16 protein-coding genes are annotated in these 18321 nt (G+C 52.3%); 9 read left to right on the top strand and 7 right to left on the bottom strand.

Translation table 11 applies throughout. The features are described 5' to 3' along the window. Positions 1 to 43 precede the first annotated feature (43 nt). The 4 genes from OGX96_RS14165 to OGX96_RS14150 all read right to left on the bottom strand — a co-directional run bounded on the left by OGX96_RS14165 (position 44) and on the right by OGX96_RS14150 (position 4632). Complete coding sequence (locus OGX96_RS14165; protein ID WP_057067130.1) at positions 44 to 1075, bottom strand: ABC transporter substrate-binding protein; 1032 nt, start codon at positions 1073 to 1075, stop codon at positions 44 to 46. Next, positions 1072 to 2376: an MFS transporter family glucose-6-phosphate receptor UhpC gene (gene uhpC / locus OGX96_RS14160; protein ID WP_286583387.1), complete on the bottom strand. Its 1305-nt coding sequence runs from the start codon at positions 2374 to 2376 to the stop codon at positions 1072 to 1074. The genes OGX96_RS14165 and uhpC overlap by 4 nt, the downstream gene beginning before the upstream one ends. An 85-nt stretch (positions 2377 to 2461) precedes the next feature. After that, a complete protein-coding gene (locus OGX96_RS14155) occupies positions 2462 to 4003 on the bottom strand; it encodes an MASE1 domain-containing sensor histidine kinase (RefSeq protein WP_032942497.1) in 1542 nt (513 codons plus the stop codon). After that, the gene (locus OGX96_RS14150; protein WP_153686875.1) at positions 4003 to 4632 is read right to left on the bottom strand and encodes a response regulator transcription factor; all 630 of its coding nucleotides are present in this window, start codon (positions 4630 to 4632) and stop codon (positions 4003 to 4005) included. Before OGX96_RS14150 ends, OGX96_RS14155 begins: the two co-directional genes overlap by 1 nt. A gap of 326 nt (positions 4633 to 4958) precedes the next feature. Here OGX96_RS14150 and tauA point away from each other — a divergent pair, with 326 nt between their 5' ends. The 4 genes from tauA to tauD are packed head-to-tail and all read left to right on the top strand — an operon-like array spanning position 4959 to position 8378. Then, complete coding sequence (gene tauA / locus OGX96_RS14145; RefSeq protein ID WP_286583383.1) at positions 4959 to 5921, top strand: taurine ABC transporter substrate-binding protein; 963 nt, start codon at positions 4959 to 4961, stop codon at positions 5919 to 5921. 14 nt (positions 5922 to 5935) lie between these two features. Continuing rightward, on the top strand, positions 5936 to 6703 hold the full coding sequence (tauB, locus tag OGX96_RS14140) for a taurine ABC transporter ATP-binding subunit (protein ID WP_048235995.1): 768 nt from the start codon (positions 5936 to 5938) through the stop codon (positions 6701 to 6703). Then, a complete protein-coding gene (tauC, locus tag OGX96_RS14135) occupies positions 6700 to 7530 on the top strand; it encodes a taurine ABC transporter permease TauC (RefSeq protein ID WP_008783892.1) in 831 nt (276 codons plus the stop codon). The genes tauB and tauC overlap by 4 nt, the downstream gene beginning before the upstream one ends. Further along, entirely contained in the window at positions 7527 to 8378 is an 852-nt protein-coding gene (gene tauD, locus OGX96_RS14130; protein WP_286583379.1) for a taurine dioxygenase, read from the top strand. The genes tauC and tauD overlap by 4 nt, the downstream gene beginning before the upstream one ends. 77 nt (positions 8379 to 8455) lie before the next feature. Here the strand turns inward: tauD and hemB are convergent, their stop codons facing one another. Continuing rightward, positions 8456 to 9430 (bottom strand): porphobilinogen synthase, encoded by a 975-nt coding sequence (hemB, locus tag OGX96_RS14125; protein ID WP_286583374.1) that lies wholly within the window; start codon positions 9428 to 9430, stop codon positions 8456 to 8458. Between the two features lie 500 nt (positions 9431 to 9930). Here hemB and ehaB point away from each other — a divergent pair, with 500 nt between their 5' ends. Together ehaB and iprA are read left to right on the top strand one after the other, a co-directional pair. After that, positions 9931 to 12924 carry an autotransporter adhesin EhaB gene (gene ehaB / locus OGX96_RS14120; RefSeq protein ID WP_286583371.1) on the top strand — a complete coding sequence of 998 codons (2994 nt, stop codon included), beginning with the start codon at positions 9931 to 9933 and terminating at the stop codon, positions 12922 to 12924. Between the two features lie 89 nt (positions 12925 to 13013). Beyond that, entirely contained in the window at positions 13014 to 13637 is a 624-nt protein-coding gene (gene iprA, locus OGX96_RS14115; RefSeq protein ID WP_003830944.1) for a hydrogen peroxide resistance inhibitor IprA, read from the top strand. Between the two features lies 1 nt (position 13638). Here iprA and ampH read toward each other — a convergent pair whose 3' ends face one another. After that, positions 13639 to 14796 (bottom strand): D-alanyl-D-alanine-carboxypeptidase/endopeptidase AmpH, encoded by a 1158-nt coding sequence (gene ampH, locus OGX96_RS14110; protein WP_003830945.1) that lies wholly within the window; start codon positions 14794 to 14796, stop codon positions 13639 to 13641. A gap of 384 nt (positions 14797 to 15180) precedes the next feature. Between ampH and sbmA the strand changes: the two genes are divergently transcribed. Both sbmA and OGX96_RS14100 read left to right on the top strand, forming a co-directional pair. Beyond that, positions 15181 to 16401, top strand: a complete 1221-nt coding sequence (sbmA, locus tag OGX96_RS14105; RefSeq protein ID WP_057067136.1) for a peptide antibiotic transporter SbmA — start codon at positions 15181 to 15183, stop codon at positions 16399 to 16401. A gap of 14 nt (positions 16402 to 16415) precedes the next feature. Further along, positions 16416 to 17519 carry a DUF1615 domain-containing protein gene (locus OGX96_RS14100; RefSeq protein WP_008783898.1) on the top strand — a complete coding sequence of 368 codons (1104 nt, stop codon included), beginning with the start codon at positions 16416 to 16418 and terminating at the stop codon, positions 17517 to 17519. Here OGX96_RS14100 and OGX96_RS14095 read toward each other — a convergent pair. After that, positions 17504 to 17827, bottom strand: a complete 324-nt coding sequence (locus tag OGX96_RS14095) for a DUF2755 family protein (RefSeq protein WP_032942507.1) — start codon at positions 17825 to 17827, stop codon at positions 17504 to 17506. The genes OGX96_RS14100 and OGX96_RS14095 overlap by 16 nt on opposite strands. Positions 17828 to 18090: 263 nt before the next feature. On the opposite strand from OGX96_RS14095, the gene OGX96_RS14090 reads away from it, so the two are divergent. Further along, entirely contained in the window at positions 18091 to 18309 is a 219-nt protein-coding gene (locus tag OGX96_RS14090) for a DUF2754 domain-containing protein (protein ID WP_003830949.1), read from the top strand. Positions 18310 to 18321 lie beyond the last annotated feature (12 nt).

Here is an 18321-nt window from a genome sequence, read left to right as displayed (position 1 = left end):
TAAGGCGTTTAGACCGCACCCGGCAAATGAACGCAACGTGGGCTTATTTACCCATCTTAACTTCGCTAACCCACTTATTGATCAACGCCTTACGTACGTCAGTCGAGCCGTACTTATCCATGTCGTAATTGATAAGCTTCAGGTCGTCGAGCTTCAGCGAGTTAGGAGAGGTCTCGGCAGTGGTGTTGGTCAGGATCTGATAGGATTTGCCTTTCTTCCACGCCAGCTCTTGCGCGTCTTTCGACAGCACCCAGTCAACGAACAGTTTGGCGTTGTCGATGTTGCGCGCACCTTTCAGGATGCTGACGCCGCCGATTTCATAACCGGTGCCTTCGCATGGAGAAATCAGCTCCAGCGGTGCGCCCTGTTCTTTTTCCAGCGAATAGTCGTGCAGGAAGCCAATGCCGATAGCCGTTTCGCCGCGGGCGGCGTTACGCGCCGGGGCAATGCCGGATTTGGTGTATTGAGAGACGTTGGCGTTGAGCTGTTTCAGGTAATCAAAGGCCTGATCTTCACCCCACAGTTGAGCAAAGGTCGCCAGCGCGGTGTAGGCGGTACCGGAGCTTTGCGGGTCAGCAATCTGGATTTCGCCTTTGTATTCCGGTTTGGTCAGATCCTTCCAGCATTTTGGCACCGGCAGGTTTTTCTCTTTCAGGCGCTGGGTGTTGACGCCAAAGCCCAGAATACCGACGTAAACCGCCGAAGAGAGGTTACCTTTGACCTTCGCGGGATCGCGGAATTTCTCCATGATCTGTTCGAGGTTTGGTGATTTATACGGCTGCAGCAGACCCATTTCACCGGCCTGGGATTGCGGATCCAGCGTACCGCCGTACCACACATCCGCCTGCGGGTTTTTCTTCTCTGCATCCACTTTCGCCAGCGTACTGCCCGAGCCGTTGCGAATGAATGAGGTTTTCACATCATATTTTTCACCGAAGGCTTTGGTTTCGGTTTCGCACATCTCGTTGGTGGCGCTGCAATACACCACCAGACGGCCCTGCGCCTGGGCTGCGTTGCTGAAGGCCGCCAGCGTCAGAGCGGAAGCAATCAGGGTAGAGGTAAGCGTCAGTTTCATTGTTTTATCCTTTGACTGAGAGAAGGGGTAATGCCCGCAATGAGCAACGGCATCAGCAATAAACCCATAAATACAGCGGCAACCGAGAGCAAACTGAACATTCCCGACCAGCCGTAATGTTCTATGACCAACGACAGCGGCCAACCCGCCAGCGCGGCCCCCAGATAGGCGAAAAGCCCGAGAAAACCGGTAATTGAACCTGCCGCCGCTTTGTGTCCGCATTCAACGGCTGCGAGGCCAATTAGCATCTGTGGGCCAAACACAAAAAAGCCCACGGTAAAGAAGCACACTGCCAGTAACGCGTAGTGGTGCACTGGTGCCAGCCACAGTGCGGCGACGGAAACCATCAGCCCCAGCGTGAACAGCAAAATCATCGGCGCACGCTGACCGCTGAACAGCAGATCCGATCCCCATCCGGCAAACAGCGCCCCCAGCAAGCCGCCAACTTCAAACAGCATCACCGTGGCATTGGCGCTGAGCAGATTTACGCCGTGGCTTTCCGTCAGCCAGATGTTGCCCCAGTCGTTGAGCGCAATGCGGATCAAATAGACCAATACGTACGACACGCCGAGCAGCCAGATCATCGGGTTTTTCAGCATAGTAGTGCGCAACATTTGCCACAGCCCCATCGGCGGGCTTTGCTGCTCCTGACGTAGCTCCAGCGGGTCATGCCGCCATTCCCCAACCGTGGGTAACCCTTCTTCCTGGGGCGTGCCTTTCAATTGCAGGGTGAGCCAGATTCCCAGTGCCATACTGATTATCCCCGGTGCCAGCATGGCCGCCTGCCAGCCCCACCAGTGGGCGGCAAAAGCGCTAATTAGCGGGATAATGGCGCCACCGATGTTGATCGACATATTCCAGCAGCCCCACCAGAAGCCACGTTCGTTGCGCGAGTACCAATGGGTTAGTAGTCGGGCACAGGGCGGCCAGCCCCAGCCCTGAAAAAATCCGTTCAGCGTCCAGACCACCAGCAGCAGCGTCAGCGATTCACCAAAGGCGAACAGCACGTTTAAAACGCCGGTAGCAAACAGACCAATACCCATAAACGCGCGTTGTCCGTGGCTGTCGAGCCACAGCCCGGCGGTGAATTTCGACAGACCATAGGTCAGATAAAACAGTGACCCAAGCAGGCCGATATCGCCTTTATCCAGACCCAGATCCGTTTGCAGCGCCGGGAGGACATAGTTAACGCTTTTGCGCGTCAGATAAAACGCGGCGTAACCAATTACCATACACATCAGCAGCCGGGGGCGTAGCGCCCGGTATTGTTGGTCTGTTTCGCTGGCTGAGCGTGTATGCATGGCAGTCTCCGTTTGTGCTGACTATAGGAAAGTGAAAGCAAAAGGGGATGAGAGAAAGTCCGCAGTGACTAAGACTTTTTCCTGGTTAGCGGCTGGTTTGTTGCAAATTTGTGGGCAGGTTAACAATTACTCGCGTGCCGTTGTTTGATTCGAGCGTCAGTTCACCGCCAAGGGCGCTCACCCGCTCACGCATCCCCTGGATACCGAAACCGGGAATTTTTTCTGGCAGAATACCAACGCCGTTGTCAGCGACGTCCAGAAACAAGCAATGTTCCCGCTGGCGCAGCGTAATCGACACATCGCTGGCATCGGCATGTTTGCAGACGTTATTGAGTAACTCCTGCAACAGGCGATACAGCGTGAAGCGCACCGTTTCGTTTTCTGGCGTATTTTCTAGCTGATAATCAAAGCGGCAGCGAATACCCCGTTCAGCAAAAGCAAATTCATTCACCAGATGATGTAGTGCATCTTTAAAAGACAGTTCATCGAGCGCGGGGGGGCGCAGCTGGCGCAGCAGCTGACGGGTGGAGTGATGAATACGCCGGGCCAGGTCGTTGATTTGATTCGCAGCCTCAAGTGTTTGCTCACGACCCGGTGCGCGTTTGACCAGTTGCGACTGAATTTGAATGGCGGTGATGTTCTGACCAATTTCGTCGTGCAGTTCCCGCGCCAGGCTTTTGCGCGTGTTTTCTTCGGTGCGGATCAACTGTTCGGTCAGCGCGCGACGCGCCGCCAGCTCGGTTTCCAGACGCTGGCGATAATGGTGCAGGTTTTGCGCCAGATGCTGCTGGCGGCTGATGGCGATCCCCAGCCCTATACCCAGCAGAGCCTGGGTGGCGAGGAAAATCTCCAGCTCCAGTAAGTTACTGAACCCGACGCCGATTTGCCGGGCGATAGTGATCATCATACTGCCGAGCAATCCTGACAACACGCCGCCCTGCCAGCCAAATTTCCACGCCATCACCACGTTTGGTAAAAACACCACGATTAGCAACAGGCGCTCGATCTCCGGCGACAGCACCATCTGAGTACCGATGCCAATAATAAAAAACAGGCTACACCAGATGATAAGCGAGGTGCGCAGCGGGGGATTGGTGGTATCCAGCCCGAGCAAATGATAGCGGTGCTGCTGGCGCAGAAATTCATAGATCAGATAAACAAACGGCGTCAGCAACACGCCGCCGGTAAACGACGCCAGGCCAATCAGCGTTGCCGGGCTCTGGATAAACGGTGAAAGCAGGGCGGTATTGAGCAATGAGGTGAGCGTTACGGCGGCCAGCAGCAGCGTTAAGCGTTGCCAGTAAAGGGGAAAGCGGTGCCAGTATGACTGGCCGATGCTCGCCGGAATCAGGCTAATTAACGGCGCAGCCAGCAGGATATAGCCATTCAGTAATTGCTCGCTGTGCAGCCAGAACAACATCAACACCGGCGGCAGTATCAGCGCGGGCCAGTAACGGCGAGAAAGCAGAATTAACAGCGCGAGATAGACGCCGTGCGGCAGAAATAGCGCCGCCTGCTGGCCGTTGTGGGTCAGGTAAAACCCCAGCGTCCACAGCATCAGCCAGCCCGATCCCCAGGCCAGCAGAATAAACAGAGAAATAACCCAATGCCGAAGGCTACGCGACATTAATGCCCCGTCAATAGTTGGTGGTCGAGGGCAAAATGCACCAGATCGATGGTGCTGTGGCATTGCAGTTTGCCCAGCACGTTCGCCCGATGAACGTGCACCGTCTTGTGGCTGAGGTCGAGCTTGAAGGCGATCTCTTTTACGCTGTCACCTTTAACCAACAGATCAAACACTTCACGCTCGCGCGGGGTCAGAACTTCCAGAACCTGCGCGGGCTGCTCGCCGCCGCGTAGTGCACGCAGCGCATCGGCGCACAGGTAATGGCCGCCCATGCCTACTGAGCGTACAGCCTGCACCAGTTCTTCCGGGCCGCAGCGTTTGGTCAGGTAACCGCTGGCGCCTGCGTCCAGCGCGCTTTGCACAAACGCGGGCGAGTCATAAATGCTGAGAATAATGGCGCGAAAACCGGGCTTCTGCGCCCGCAGTCGTTTTAACAGGCTCAGGCCATTTTCATCCGGCATGGCGATATCCATTACCGCGACGCTGACATCATCATGCAGAAGTGCAGGCCAGGCCTCCGCCGCGCTGCTGTACTGACCGGTAACGTTCAGATCGTCTTCGAGACTGAGTAATTGCGCAAAGCCGGAACGCACCACCACATGGTCATCCACCAGCACAACATGAATCATGATATTGCTCTCTTGCTGACAATGGCCTCTATGATGCCTGCCAGCGCCGCGCTGGCAATCATCGTGGCGCGGATATGTAACGAATGTAACAAAATCGCAATAATTTACAGCGAGTGTAGGCCTGATAAGCGCAGCGCATCAGGCATTGATTGCGGATGGCGGCGCAAGCGCCTTATTCGGCCTACGTTCTGTAATGAGCGAAATAGCTAACTATTGCCGCTTTTTTTCTAAAAACGCTTTGTTCTTAGCCAGAATTTTTAATTCCTTTATCAAAATGTGCCGCAACGAAATACTGCCTCCATAACAAGACAGGGGAGCAGACAATCATGGCTATTTCATCGCGTAACGCACTTCTTGCCGCACTGGCATTCATCGCATTTCAGGCGCAGGCGGTGAACGTCACCGTTGCTTATCAGACCTCCGCCGAACCTGCCAAAGTGGCGCAGGCGGACAACACGTTTGCCAAAGAGAGCGGGGCGACCGTTGACTGGCGCAAATTCGACAGCGGGGCGAGCATCGTTCGTGCGCTGGCGTCCGGCGACGTGCAGATCGGTAATCTTGGCTCCAGCCCGCTGGCGGTCGCTGCCAGTCAGCAGGTGCCTATTCAGGTTTTCCTGCTGGCATCAAAGCTCGGCAATTCTGAGGCCCTGGTGGTGAAGAAAAACATCAGTAAACCGGAAGATTTGATTGGCAAACGCATTGCCGTGCCGTTTATATCCACCACCCATTACAGCCTGCTGGCGGCGTTGAAACATTGGGGGATTAAACCCGGCCAGGTGGAGATTGTGAACCTGCAACCACCAGCGATTATTGCCGCATGGCAGCGCGGAGATATTGATGGTGCATATGTCTGGGCACCTGCGGTCAACGCGTTGGAAAAAGACGGAAAGGTGTTAACCGACTCCTCGCAGGTTGGCGAGTGGGGGGCACCGACGCTGGACGTGTGGGTGGTGCGCAAAGATTTTGCCGAGAAGCATCCTGAGGTGGTGAAAGCCTTTGCCAAAAGCGCTATCGATGCCCAGCAGCCTTATATCGCTAATCCTGATGAATGGCTGAAGCAGCCGGAGAATATCAGCAAACTGTCGCGTTTGAGCGGTGTACCGGAGGCGGATGTTCCGGGGCTGGTGAAAGGTAACACTTACCTGACACCGCAACAGCAAACCGCTGAGCTAACCGGCCCGGTGAACAAAGCGATTATCGACACCGCGCAGTTCCTTAAAGAGCAGGGCAAAGTCCCCGCTGTCGCGACAGATTACAGCCAGTACGTGACCGATCGCTTCGTGCAATAAATAAGGAGGCGATGATGCTGCAAATCTCTCATCTTGCCGCCAGCTACGGTGGAAAACCGGCGCTGGAGGATATCAACCTGACGCTCGATAGCGGTGAACTGCTGGTGGTACTCGGGCCTTCCGGTTGTGGGAAAACCACGTTGTTAAATCTGATTGCTGGGTTTGTGCCGTATCAGCATGGCAGCATCACGCTGGCGGGTAACAGGGTTGATGGTCCGGGGGCAGATCGCGGGGTCGTGTTCCAGAACGAAGGTCTGCTGCCCTGGCGTAACGTCCAGGACAACGTGGCTTTTGGTCTGCAGCTGGCGGGCGTGGACAAGCCGCAGCGTCAGCGTATTGCTCTGGAGATGTTGCAGAAAGTCGGGCTGGAGGGCGCGGGAAAACGCTTTATCTGGCAACTTTCCGGTGGACAACGTCAGCGCGTCGGCATTGCCCGGGCGCTGGCGGCCAACCCGCAGTTGTTGCTGCTGGATGAACCCTTTGGTGCGCTCGACGCCTTTACCCGCGAGCAGATGCAAACCCTGCTGCTGAAGCTGTGGCATGAGACTGGCAAACAGGTGCTGCTGATTACCCACGATATTGAAGAAGCGGTGTTTATGGCGACAGAACTGGTATTGCTGTCCCCAGGACCAGGCCGGGTACTGGAACGTCTGCCGCTCAATTTCGCCCGTCGCTTTGTGGCCGGAGAGTCGAGCCGCAGCATTAAGTCCGATCCGCAGTTTATCGCCATGCGCGAGTACGTGTTAGGTCGGGTCTTTGAACAACGGGAGGCATTCTCATGAGCGTGGTGATTAATGATAAACCCCGTCGCCAGCGGGTGCTGAACTGGCGCTGGCCGTTCTCGCGGCAGATTACCTTAAGCCTTGGTACGTTGGCCGTCATTCTGGCGGTGTGGTGGACGGTGGCGGCGCTGCAGTTAATCAGTCCGCTGTTTTTACCGCCGCCGGGACAGGTTTTACAAAAGCTGATCGTCATTGCCGGGCCGCAAGGGTTTATGGATGCCACGCTGTGGCAGCATCTGGCGGCGAGTCTGACGCGTATTGTTATCGCGCTGCTGGCGGCAGTGCTGCTGGGCGTTCCGGTTGGGATCGCGATGGGGCTGAGTCCGACGATGCGCGGCATTCTCGATCCGATCATTGAACTGTATCGTCCGGTTCCTCCCCTGGCCTATTTACCGCTGATGGTCATTTGGTTTGGCATCGGTGAAACCTCCAAGATCCTGTTGATCTATCTGGCGATTTTCGCCCCTGTGGCGATGTCGGCGTTGGCGGGGGTGAAAAGTGCGCAGCAGGTGAGAGTGCGCGCCGCGCAGTCGCTGGGGGCAAGCCGTGCGCAGGTGCTGTGGTTTGTTATTTTGCCGGGGGCATTACCGGAGATCCTCACCGGGTTACGCATCGGGCTTGGCGTGGGTTGGTCGACGCTGGTGGCAGCTGAACTGATCGCGGCCACGCGAGGGTTAGGATTTATGGTGCAGTCAGCCGGTGAGTTTCTGGCAACGGATGTGGTGCTGGCAGGGATCGCGGTCATTGCCGTTATCGCATTTATTTTAGAACTGGGTCTGCGCGCGCTTCAGCGTCGCCTGACGCCCTGGCATGGAGAAGTACAATGAGTGAACGTCTGAGCATTACCCCGCTGGGGCCGTACATTGGCGCACAAATCACTGGTGCGGATTTGACGCGCCCGCTGAGCGATAATCAGTTTGAACAGCTTTATCATGCGGTACTGCGCCACCAGGTGGTGTTTCTGCGGCAGCAGGTGATTACGCCACAACAGCAGCGGGCACTGGCGCTGCGTTTCGGCGATCTGCATATTCACCCTGTCTATCCACATGCCGAAGGGGTAGAGGAAATTATCGTGCTGGATACCCATAACGATAATCCGCCGGATAACGACAACTGGCACACCGATGTCACCTTTATCGACACGCCGCCTGCCGGGGCGATTCTGGCAGCAAAAGAGCTGCCATCGGCCGGGGGAGACACTCTATGGACCAGCGGAATTGCTGCTTATGAGGCATTGTCTGAGCCGTTTCGTCATTTGCTGAGTGGCCTGCGGGCAGAGCATGATTTCCGTAAATCGTTCCAGGAATATAAATACCGCAAGACACCAGAGGAGCATCAGCGCTGGCTGGATGCGGTGGTGAAACATCCGCCATTGCTACATCCGGTGGTGCGGACCCATCCGGTAAGCGGTAAACAGGCACTGTTTGTGAATGAGGGATTTACTACGCGAATTGTCGATGTGACGGAAAAAGAGAGCGAGGCGTTACTAAGCTTTTTATTCGCCCATATCACCAAACCGGAGTTTCAGGTGCGCTGGCGCTGGCAGCCCAACGATGTGGCGATTTGGGATAATCGCGTCACGCAACATTATGCCAATGCGGATTATCTGCCGCAGCGGCGTATTATGCACCGGGCGACGATCCTCGGGGATCAGCCTTTTTATCGGGCAGGGTGATTGTTGGTGGGATTTTACTTATCGGGCCTGGAACTGTCGGCCCGATAAGGCGAAGTCGCCATTCGGCAACAAAGTGGTTAGCGCAGGATTTTTTTCTCAGCCAGATCCAGTGCGAAGTAGCTGAAGATCAGATCCGCGCCAGCGCGTTTGATCGAGCCTAAGCTTTCCATAACTACTTTCTCTTCATCTATTGCACCTGCCATCGCCGCGAATTTGATCATCGCGTATTCACCGCTGACCTGATAAGCGCCAATCGGCAGCTCGGTGCGCTCGCGGATATCACGCAGAATATCGAGATACGCGCCAGCCGGTTTCACCATCAGGCAGTCTGCGCCCTGGGCTTCATCCAGCAGCGATTCGCGAATCGCTTCACGGCGATTCATCGGGTTCATTTGATACGTTTTACGATCGCCTTTCAGCGCCGTGCCTGCGGCTTCACGGAACGGGCCGTAGAAAGAAGAGGCAAACTTGGTGGAGTAGGACATGATCGCAGTATCGGTGAAGCCCGCGGCGTCCAGCGCCTGGCGAATCGCCTGTACCTGGCCGTCCATTGCGGCTGAAGGGGCGATGAAATCTGCGCCCGCTGCTGCGGCAACGACTGCCTGCTTGCCGAGGTTAGCAAGGGTTAAGTCGTTATCAACGCCGTGTTCGCATAATACGCCGCAGTGACCGTGCGAGGTGTATTCACAGAAACAGGTGTCGGACATGACGATCATTTCCGGTACGGTCTGCTTACAGATACGCGACATGCGCGCCACCAGACCGTCTTCTTTCCAGGCATCGCTGCCGGTCTCATCGGTGTGATGAGAAATCCCGAAGGTCATGACCGAGCGGATGCCTGCATTAGCAATACGTTCGATTTCGCGCGCCAGGTGTTTCTCTGGTATGCGCATCACGCCGGGCATGGCGTCGATAGCTTTGTAATCGTCGAGTTCTTCTTCAACAAAGATCGGCAACACCAGGTCATTTAAGCTGAGTGTTGTCTCTTCAAACATAGCGCGCAGCGCAGGGGATTTGCGCAGGCGACGAGGGCGTTGGATTAGGTCTGTCATGGTATGCCTGATGTTTGTGGAATCGAAGGCCGTAGTATACCCGAACCTGAGGGCGAGGGGTTTACGAAAGTTGGCGTTATGCCGAGGTTATGTTGATGTTACCAATGCTTGGTATTATGTGTTATCTCTATTTTTGTAATTATGACTATTTTAAATAGTGATTAGTTTTATGGTGAATTTAGTTTAATTTAATTTTTAATTAAGTGGCGAGATTTAACGGTATTTATTTGCTGACGTTTGATTTTTAAGCTAATCATAATTTCAATATATTGTTTCGCCAATGGTTTTACATGTAACTGTCTAAAATAAAAATGATTTTTACGTTTATTTGCTGTTTCGAATAATTTGCATATCTATTGTCCGTAATCGGACTTAAACCAAAGAATAATTGAACCTTTCCTTTGTGAAACCGCATAATCTTCCCCGCGAAACATAAAATGTTTTCTTTGCATTGATAATTGATGGATCAACTATATTACGTCCCTGAGGAGGGATGACAAATGCACACTTGGAAAAAGAAACTTGTAGTCTCACAATTAGCATTAGCCTGCACTTTGGCAATCACTTCTCAGGCGAATGCTTCAACTGATATCTCTGGGACCACCTACACAACGTTTGCTCATTATAATGACGCATCTTATGCGGATGGCGTCTATTATGATGGATATGTCGGTTGGAACAATTACGATACCGATAGTATTTATAACGGTGATATTTATCCGGTAATCAATAACGCCACTGTCAACGGCGTTATTTCTACTTATTATCTGGATGATGGACTGTCAACTAACAGCAATAACAATAGCCTGACGATTAAAAACAGCACCATTCACGGTATGGTGACATCCGAATGTATGACCACGGATTGTACTAACCGTACGGGTACTGACTATTACTACGATCGTCTGGCGATGAACGTCATCAATTCAACTATCGATGACAACTACGAACATTATACCTACAACGGTACGTATAATGACGCAGCTGACACACACGTTGTCGACGTTTATAACCTGGGTACGGCTATCACGCTGGATCAAGAAGTTGATCTGTCTATCTCCGCCAACTCTCACGTCGCTGGCATTACCCTGACTCAGGGTTACGAGTGGGCAGATATTGACGATAATACCGTCAGCACTGGCGTAAACAGCAGTGAAGTATTTAACAACACTATCGCTGTTACTGACTCTACTCTGACCTCTGGTTCATGGACTGACGAAGGCACCACCGGTTGGTTTGGTAACACCAGCAATGCAAGCGACTACAGCGGCACTGCGAATTTTGTTTCTGTCGATACAGATGGTGATGGATATGCAGATGCCGCTGTTGCAAACAAATGGGACGATGTTGCATTAGCGGTTGTTGCGAATCCAAATGCTGATAATGCTATGCAGACTACTGCTACGTTTGACAACTCAACTTTGATGGGGGATGTCGTCTTCTCCAGCAACTTTGATGAAAACTTCTTCCCGAATGGAGCGGATAGCTATCGTGACACTGATAGTGATGTAGACACCAACGGTTGGGATGGTACTGATAGTCTGAATTTGACCTTAAATAATGGTAGTAAATGGGTTGGTGCTGCACAATCAGTTCATCAAACCGGATCCATTGATTTGGACGGTGATGGTGTTGGTGATATCACTACTTACGGTGTAGGTACTGAAGCCACCGCTACGCTGATTGACATCACCGCTAACAGCCTGTGGCCTTATTCAACCTACGGTATTGATAGCGACACAACTTCTTATGACGAAAATGGTCATGTAGTTGGCAACGCTGTCTACCAGAGCGGCCTGTTCAACGTCACGCTGAACGGTGCTTCACAGTGGGATACCACCAAAACTTCCCTGATTGATACCCTGAGCATCAACAGCGGTTCTGTCGTCAACGTGGGTGATTCTGAGCTGGTTGCTGACTCCATCTCTCTGACCGGTGCTTCTGCACTGAACATCAACGAAGATGGTCATGTTGCAACTGATACGCTGTCTATCGACAACAGTACTGTCACAATCGCCGATGATGTTTCGGCAGGCTGGAATGTGCTTGATGCTGCGCTATATGCAAACACCATTAACGTCACTAACAACGGCGTTCTGGATGTGGGTAACAGTACCGGTAATGCACTGCAGGTTGATACCCTGAACCTGACTAGCTACACCGACGCTTATAACCATGTTAACGCGGGTGTTTTCGACATCAACAGCACTGACTATGTGCTGAATGCTGATCTGAACAACGATCGCACTAACGATAAATCTCAGTCTAACTACGGTTATGGCGTGATCGCGATGAACTCTGATGGTCATCTGACTATCAACGGTAACGGCGATTCCGACACCTCAGGCGATCAGTCTGAAGTTGATAACTATGGTGACCATGTAGCGGCGGCAACCGGTAACTATAAAGTCCGTATCGACAACGCGACTGGCGCAGGTTCTGTTGCAGATTACAAAGGTAACGAGCTGGTCTACGTTAACGACGCGAACAGCACTGCGACCTTCTCTGCAGCTAACAAAGCTGATCTGGGTGCTTACACCTATCAGGCACAGCAGCAGGGTAACACCGTTGTTCTGCAGCAGATGGAACTGACAGACTACGCGAACATGGCACTGAGCATTCCGTCTGCTAACACCAATATCTGGAACCTGGAACAAGATACCGTTGGTACTCGTCTGACTAACGCGCGTCATGGTCTGGTTGATAACGGTGGCGCATGGGTAAGCTACTTCGGTGGTAGCTTCGATGCAGATAACGGCACCATTAACTACGATCAGGATGTTAACGGCATCATGGTCGGTGTTGATTCCAAAATTGATGGTAACAACGCTAAGTGGATTGTCGGTGCTGCAGCAGGCTTCGCGAAAGGTGATATGAGCGACCGTACCGGTCAGGTGGATCAGGATAGCCAGACTGCCTACATCTACTCTTCTGCTCACTTTGCCAACAACATCTTTGTTGACGGTAACTTAAGCTACTCTCACTTCAACAACGATCTGTCTGCCAACATGAGCAACGGTGAGTATGTTGATGGCAGCACCTCATCTGACGCCTGGGGCTTTGGCTTGAAACTGGGTTATGACCTGAAGCTGGGTGATGCAGGTTACGTAACGCCATACGGCAGCGTATCCGGTCTGTTCCAGTCTGGTGATGACTATAAGCTGAGCAACGACATGAAAGTTGATAGCCAGTCTTATGACAGCATGCGTTACGAACTCGGTGTCGATGCAGGTTATACCTTCGCTTATAGCGACGACCAGGCGCTGACCCCGTACTTCAAACTGGCCTACGTTTACGACGACTCTAACAACGATTCTGACGTAAACGGCGACTCTATCGACAACGGTGTAGAAGGTTCTGCGGTACGTGTTGGACTGGGTACTCAGTTCAGCTTTACCAAAAACTTCAGCGCATACACCGATGCTAACTACCTCGGTGGTGGCGATGTTGATCAAGACTGGTCTGCAAATGTTGGTGTTAAATATACCTGGTAAGACATCTCTTGTTGTTAAAGAAAAGATAAACTAACTCAGAAAAATGCCCGTCACGGATTTGACGGGCATTTATTGCAAGGGATGCCCAAATGTTGTCTGCAAATAAACCGCTTGTGGAATTTGGTAAGCTTGATAAATGTTTGTCAAAATATGGCAAACACTTTGAGTGTGATAACGATAAAGAAATAATTTATTCCAGTGATATAAACAGTGACGATACCTTTATCATTTTAAATGGTGTGATTTCTCTGAGGCGAGGGGAGAATGTGCTGGTCGGTATTGCGCAGGCACCGTTTATTATGGGGCTTTCAGATGGTGTGATAAAAACAGATATACAATACAGATTAATCACGGAAAGCGATTGTACGGGATACCATTTACCCGCCTCGCAAACAATTAATATAATTGAAGAGTGCCAGCTTTGGCGTGAAGCATTTTGTTGGTTGGCATGGCAAAACTCCATGCTTGAATTACGCGATCTGCAGTTGATCGGCAACAACTCCTACGATCAGATTCGCGCGACATTGATCTCTATGACGAAATGGGATGAAGCCCTTCGTTCACGCATCGGCGTTATGAACTATATTCACCAACGCACACGAATTTCACGCTCGGTTGTCGCTGAGGTTCTCGCAGCATTGCGTAAAGGCGGTTACATTGAAATGAATAAAGGCAAACTGGTGTGCATTAACCGTTTGCCTTTTGAGTATTGAATCAGGATGCAGGAATGACCTGTGGTTTGTACCCGCTCAATTCTGCAACCAGTTCGTTGATACCGTCGCTCATATTGGTAAAACGGGTCAGCGGAGAGCGCGTCACTACGACAAATGCCCCAACGTTTTGCTGTGGGATCATCGCCATATAGGTAATGAAGCCACCGCCGCCACCGGTTTTTTGAATAATCCCCGGTCTGCCATTCTTCGGCGCCATGTAGACCCAGCCCAAACCAAGCGCATCGGCTCTGCCTGGAACGTCCATTCCCACCACTTTAGTTAACTGCGTACGCTGGTAAATCAGCGTCTGCATCCGGTCGGCCTGCTGGCTACGATGATAAAAGTCAGAAGAAAGATACTGCTGCATCCAGCGCATCATATCGCCTGGCGTTGAATAGACGCCGCCGCTGCCCATCGCTGCCAGCGTATTGTTACAAGGGCTGGCACCTTTTTCCGCGACCATCAGGCGTCGACACTGATCGGGGGACGGCGTAAAGGTGGTGTCTTTCATCCCCAGCGGGCGGGTGATTTTTTCTTCAAACAGCTGCGGATAAGGCTTACCGGACGCGGTACCCAGCGCATCGGCCAGCAGGTCAAACGCCAGGTTGGAATAAGAAGCCTGCGATCCTGGTGCGGCTTTAAGCGTAGCCGTTGAGAGATAGCTCCAGCGCTGCTCGCGGGTTGGCCAGACAAACACCGGGCGCTTGGCCGCGCCGCCAGGCTGTTCGCGCGGCAGTGCGCTGGTATGCGTCGCCAGATTCACCAGCGTAATTGGTGTTCCTTGATAAGTGGGTACGCGTGCGCCAGGAGGTGCATATTTACTCAATGGATCGTTGAGTTTGACCGTGCCCTGATCGAGTAATTTCACCAGCATTTCGCTGGTCATTAATTTGGTAATTGAGGCAATGCGGATTACGGAATCCAGTTGCGGGTGAACATTATTGCCGGGGCGTGTTTCACCAAAACTGCGAAATACACGCTGATTACCATCAATCACCACGAGCGCCATCCCCGTAGCACCACTGCCGTAAAATATATGGTCGGCATAACGATCAACGATATCAGAGGCGAAGACCGGATCGGTTATAGGCTGTGCCGCCTGGACAGATGTCAATGACGCCGCACACAGCGCGGCAGAAAAAAGCAGACTACGTTTCAACGGTGGTGTCCATGAGTTAGAGAAAGTGAAAAAGGATGTCGTGCGTATGCGTATTTATACTACTCATCGGCGTATTGCAAAGCGCTTATCAACCAATGATAGTGGGAAAAACGTAACGATGAGTAAACACAGGAGTTTCCTGGATTGCGGATGTTCGCTTTTGTGATCTCACGCTGTGATAATCTGCACATACTGGAACGTTGTCGAGTGTGAAAACCACAGAAACAATTCTTCATAACCGAGGTGCGAACTAAGTGCCTCGGTTTTGGTCACAATTGTCGGTTTCAGCTTGTGTTTTTGGGCGTAAGCCGTCTGGCCTCCGCACTCTACGGTGGCAAATGCACAGCAGTCGTCATAACGATAAGAAGTTAGCAGGAGAGCACTATGTTTAAGTCTTTTTTCCCAAAGCCGGGGCCGTTCTTTATTTCGGCATTTATTTGGGCACTCGTCGCCGTTGTATTCTGGCAAGCAGGTGGGGGAGCCTGGGTTGCACATATTACCGGCGCGTCGGGAGACGTACCTATTAGCGCAGCGCGTTTCTGGTCGTTGGATTACCTGATTTTTTATGCGTACTACATTCTTTGTGTCGGGGTGTTCGCGCTGTTCTGGTTTCTCTACAGCCCACATCGCTGGCAGTACTGGTCTATTCTGGGCACATCGCTGATTATTTTTGTGACCTGGTTTCTGGTTGAAGTCGGCGTCGCCGTCAACGCCTGGTATGCGCCATTTTATGACCTGATTCAAACTGCGCTCAGCGCACCACACAAGGTGAAGATTGAGCAGTTCTATCATGAAGTGGGCGTTTTTCTCGGCATTGCGCTGATAGCCGTGGTCATTGGTGTGATGAACAACTTCTTCGTTAGCCACTATGTGTTCCGCTGGCGTACCGCGATGAACGAACACTATATGGCGCACTGGCAGCATTTGCGTCACATCGAAGGCGCAGCGCAGCGTGTGCAGGAAGACACCATGCGTTTTGCTTCTACGCTGGAAGATATGGGCGTCAGCTTTATCAACGCGATTATGACGCTGATTGCCTTCCTGCCTGTACTGGTTACGCTCTCTGCCCATGTTCCTGACCTGCCGATTGTTGGACATGTGCCTTATGGCCTTGTGATTGCCGCGATTGTCTGGTCGCTGATGGGAACCGGTTTACTGGCCGTGGTCGGGATAAAACTTCCCGGGCTGGAGTTTAAAAACCAGCGCGTGGAAGCGGCCTATCGTAAAGAATTGGTCTATGGCGAAGATGATGGCAACCGTGCGACGCCACCGACGGTGCGTGAACTGTTCCATGCGGTACGGCAAAACTACTTCCGCCTCTATTTTCACTATATGTACTTCAATATCGCCCGTATTCTTTACCTGCAGGTTGATAACGTTTTCGGTTTGTTCCTGCTGTTTCCGTCAATTGTTGCCGGTACGATTACGCTCGGCCTGATGACGCAAATCACCAACGTATTTGGCCAGGTGCGCGGCTCGTTCCAGTATTTGATTAACTCCTGGACAACGTTAGTGGAACTAATGTCTATTTATAAGCGTCTGCGAAGCTTTGAGCGCGAGCTTGATGGTCAGGAAATTCAGGAAGTTACCCATACTCTTAGTTAACAAAAGGAGATGTTATGTCGACGGTTTCCCGTCTTTACCCCTTGTCCGGTCTGGCAGCATTAGTGCTGGTGGGATGCAGTAGTCAACCCGCGCAGCCGCTAAAAAAAGGGGAAAAAGCCGTCGATGTGGCGAGCGTGGTGCGCCAGAAAATGCCCGCCAGCGTGAAAGACCGGGACGCATGGGCTCAGGATTTGGCAAAGACCTTTGAAAGCCAGAAGCTGGCACCGACGGTTGAAAACATCTGTTCGGTGCTGGCGGTAGCGCAGCAGGAGTCAAACTTCCAGGCCGATCCGGCTGTTCCTGGTTTAAGCAAAATAGCCTGGAAAGAGATTGACCGTCGCGCAGAACGCATGCATATCCCGCTGTTTGTCGTGCATACCGCGCTAAAGATTAACTCGCCAACGGGGAAAAGCTACAGCGAGCGTCTGGATACGGTGAAGACGGAAAAACAGCTTAGCGCCATCTTTGATGATTTCATCAACATGGTGCCGATGGGGCAGACATTGTTCGGATCGCTTAATCCGGTCCATACCGGTGGTCCAATGCAGGTCAGTATCGCGTTTGCTGAGCAGCACACCAGCGGGTATCCGTGGAAAATGGCGGGGACGGTACGTCAGGAAGTGTTTAGCCGCCGTGGTGGGTTGTGGTTCGGTACGTATCATCTGCTCAACTACCCGGCGAATTACAGTGCGCCAATCTTCCGCTTCGCCGATTTTAATGCCGGATGGTATGCCAGCCGCAATGCAGCTTTCCAGAATGCGGTCAGTAAAGCCAGTGGAGTGAAGCTGGCGATGGACGGGGATTTGATTCTCTATGGCAGCAGTGAGCCGGGCAAAACGGAGCTGGCGGTACGTAAACTGGCCGGGAAGCTAGGGATGAGCGAGAGTGAGATCCGCCAGCAACTGCAAAAAGGTGACAGCCTGGCCTTTGAAAAAACCGCATTGTACGAAAAGGTTTATAAGCTGGCGGAAGCGAAGACCGGGAAAACGTTACCCCGTGAAATGCTGCCGGGCATTCAACTGGAAAGCCCGAAGATCACGCGTAATCTGACTACCGCATGGTTTGCTAAACGGGTGGACGATCGTCGGGCGAAGTGTATGAATCAGTCATCTTTATGATGACGGTGACGCCAGCGCATGACCGCCGCTATGACGCCAAGAATCAGGCTTCCGGCCAGGAAGGGGATCAGTCCAAAGAGGGTACCGACGCCTAAACCGATTTCAACCCGCGGGCGTCCTGTCTCCTGCATTTGCAGCTGCATCAGTTCTTCATAGATGCCGGGCGCGTGAGCCAACAGATTTAAAATCTGTGCACCCGCCCAGAAGCAAAACAGCACAAATACGGCATACGCAATGTTGCCGGGCAGGGAGGAGGGATCCCGATGCTTGCCCTTAAACAGGGATTTTGAGAGCGTAAAATCAGCCATAAAGACCTCCGGAAATAACCTGCTTTTTTGACGTAATGCCTGGAACTGAGAGTGAGTCTGACAGGTGATCGGCAATGTCAATATCAGAATGATGGTAATTTCAGGTAGAGATTATTCCTGGATTTCGGTTTTTTGTTGGCGGTCACAATTATGTAACCTTAAGTTAAACTGAGTTACATTTAAGAAATTCCGCACAGGCCACAGACGCCCTCGGGGAAATGTGCGAGGATGCCTTACTGTGTTGTATTTCCACCGGAGCTGTTATGAACCTGCCTGTAAAAATCCGCCGAGACTGGCACTACTATGCCTTCGCTATTGGGCTTATCTTTATTCTGAATGGCGTGGTGGGGTTATTAGGTTTTGAAGCGCAGGGATGGCAAACCTATGCGGTGGGGCTGGTGACCTGGGTGATTAGCTTTTGGCTGGCCGGATTAATCATCCGCCGCCGCGTTGAAGATGATGAAGCAAAGGATGCCCAATAGCTCTATCAGGCA

It is taken from the genome of Citrobacter sp. Cpo100, from assembly GCF_030332595.1.
In the GTDB taxonomy this organism is placed as follows: Bacteria; Pseudomonadota; Gammaproteobacteria; order Enterobacterales; family Enterobacteriaceae; genus Citrobacter; species Citrobacter portucalensis.
The sequence above is the reverse complement of the archived record's forward strand: the minus strand, read 5'-3'. Positions and strand labels throughout refer to the sequence as shown.

What these genes read in the sequence shown, in the direction of transcription:
- OGX96_RS14165 (WP_057067130.1), bottom strand. Translation starts at nt 1,075, where the DNA reads ATGAAACTGACGCTTACCTCTACCCTGATTGCTTCCGCTCTGACGCTG.
- uhpC (WP_286583387.1), bottom strand. Translation starts at nt 2,376, where the DNA reads ATGCATACACGCTCAGCCAGCGAAACAGACCAACAATACCGGGCGCTA.
- OGX96_RS14155 (WP_032942497.1), bottom strand. Translation starts at nt 4,003, where the DNA reads ATGTCGCGTAGCCTTCGGCATTGGGTTATTTCTCTGTTTATTCTGCTG.
- OGX96_RS14150 (WP_153686875.1), bottom strand. Translation starts at nt 4,632, where the DNA reads ATGATTCATGTTGTGCTGGTGGATGACCATGTGGTGGTGCGTTCCGGC.
- tauA (WP_286583383.1), top strand. Translation starts at nt 4,959, where the DNA reads ATGGCTATTTCATCGCGTAACGCACTTCTTGCCGCACTGGCATTCATC.
- tauB (WP_048235995.1), top strand. Translation starts at nt 5,936, where the DNA reads ATGCTGCAAATCTCTCATCTTGCCGCCAGCTACGGTGGAAAACCGGCG.
- tauC (WP_008783892.1), top strand. Translation starts at nt 6,700, where the DNA reads ATGAGCGTGGTGATTAATGATAAACCCCGTCGCCAGCGGGTGCTGAAC.
- tauD (WP_286583379.1), top strand. Translation starts at nt 7,527, where the DNA reads ATGAGTGAACGTCTGAGCATTACCCCGCTGGGGCCGTACATTGGCGCA.
- hemB (WP_286583374.1), bottom strand. Translation starts at nt 9,430, where the DNA reads ATGACAGACCTAATCCAACGCCCTCGTCGCCTGCGCAAATCCCCTGCG.
- ehaB (WP_286583371.1), top strand. Translation starts at nt 9,931, where the DNA reads ATGCACACTTGGAAAAAGAAACTTGTAGTCTCACAATTAGCATTAGCC.
- iprA (WP_003830944.1), top strand. Translation starts at nt 13,014, where the DNA reads ATGTTGTCTGCAAATAAACCGCTTGTGGAATTTGGTAAGCTTGATAAA.
- sbmA (WP_057067136.1), top strand. Translation starts at nt 15,181, where the DNA reads ATGTTTAAGTCTTTTTTCCCAAAGCCGGGGCCGTTCTTTATTTCGGCA.
- OGX96_RS14100 (WP_008783898.1), top strand. Translation starts at nt 16,416, where the DNA reads ATGTCGACGGTTTCCCGTCTTTACCCCTTGTCCGGTCTGGCAGCATTA.
- OGX96_RS14095 (WP_032942507.1), bottom strand. Translation starts at nt 17,827, where the DNA reads ATGGCTGATTTTACGCTCTCAAAATCCCTGTTTAAGGGCAAGCATCGG.
- OGX96_RS14090 (WP_003830949.1), top strand. Translation starts at nt 18,091, where the DNA reads ATGAACCTGCCTGTAAAAATCCGCCGAGACTGGCACTACTATGCCTTC.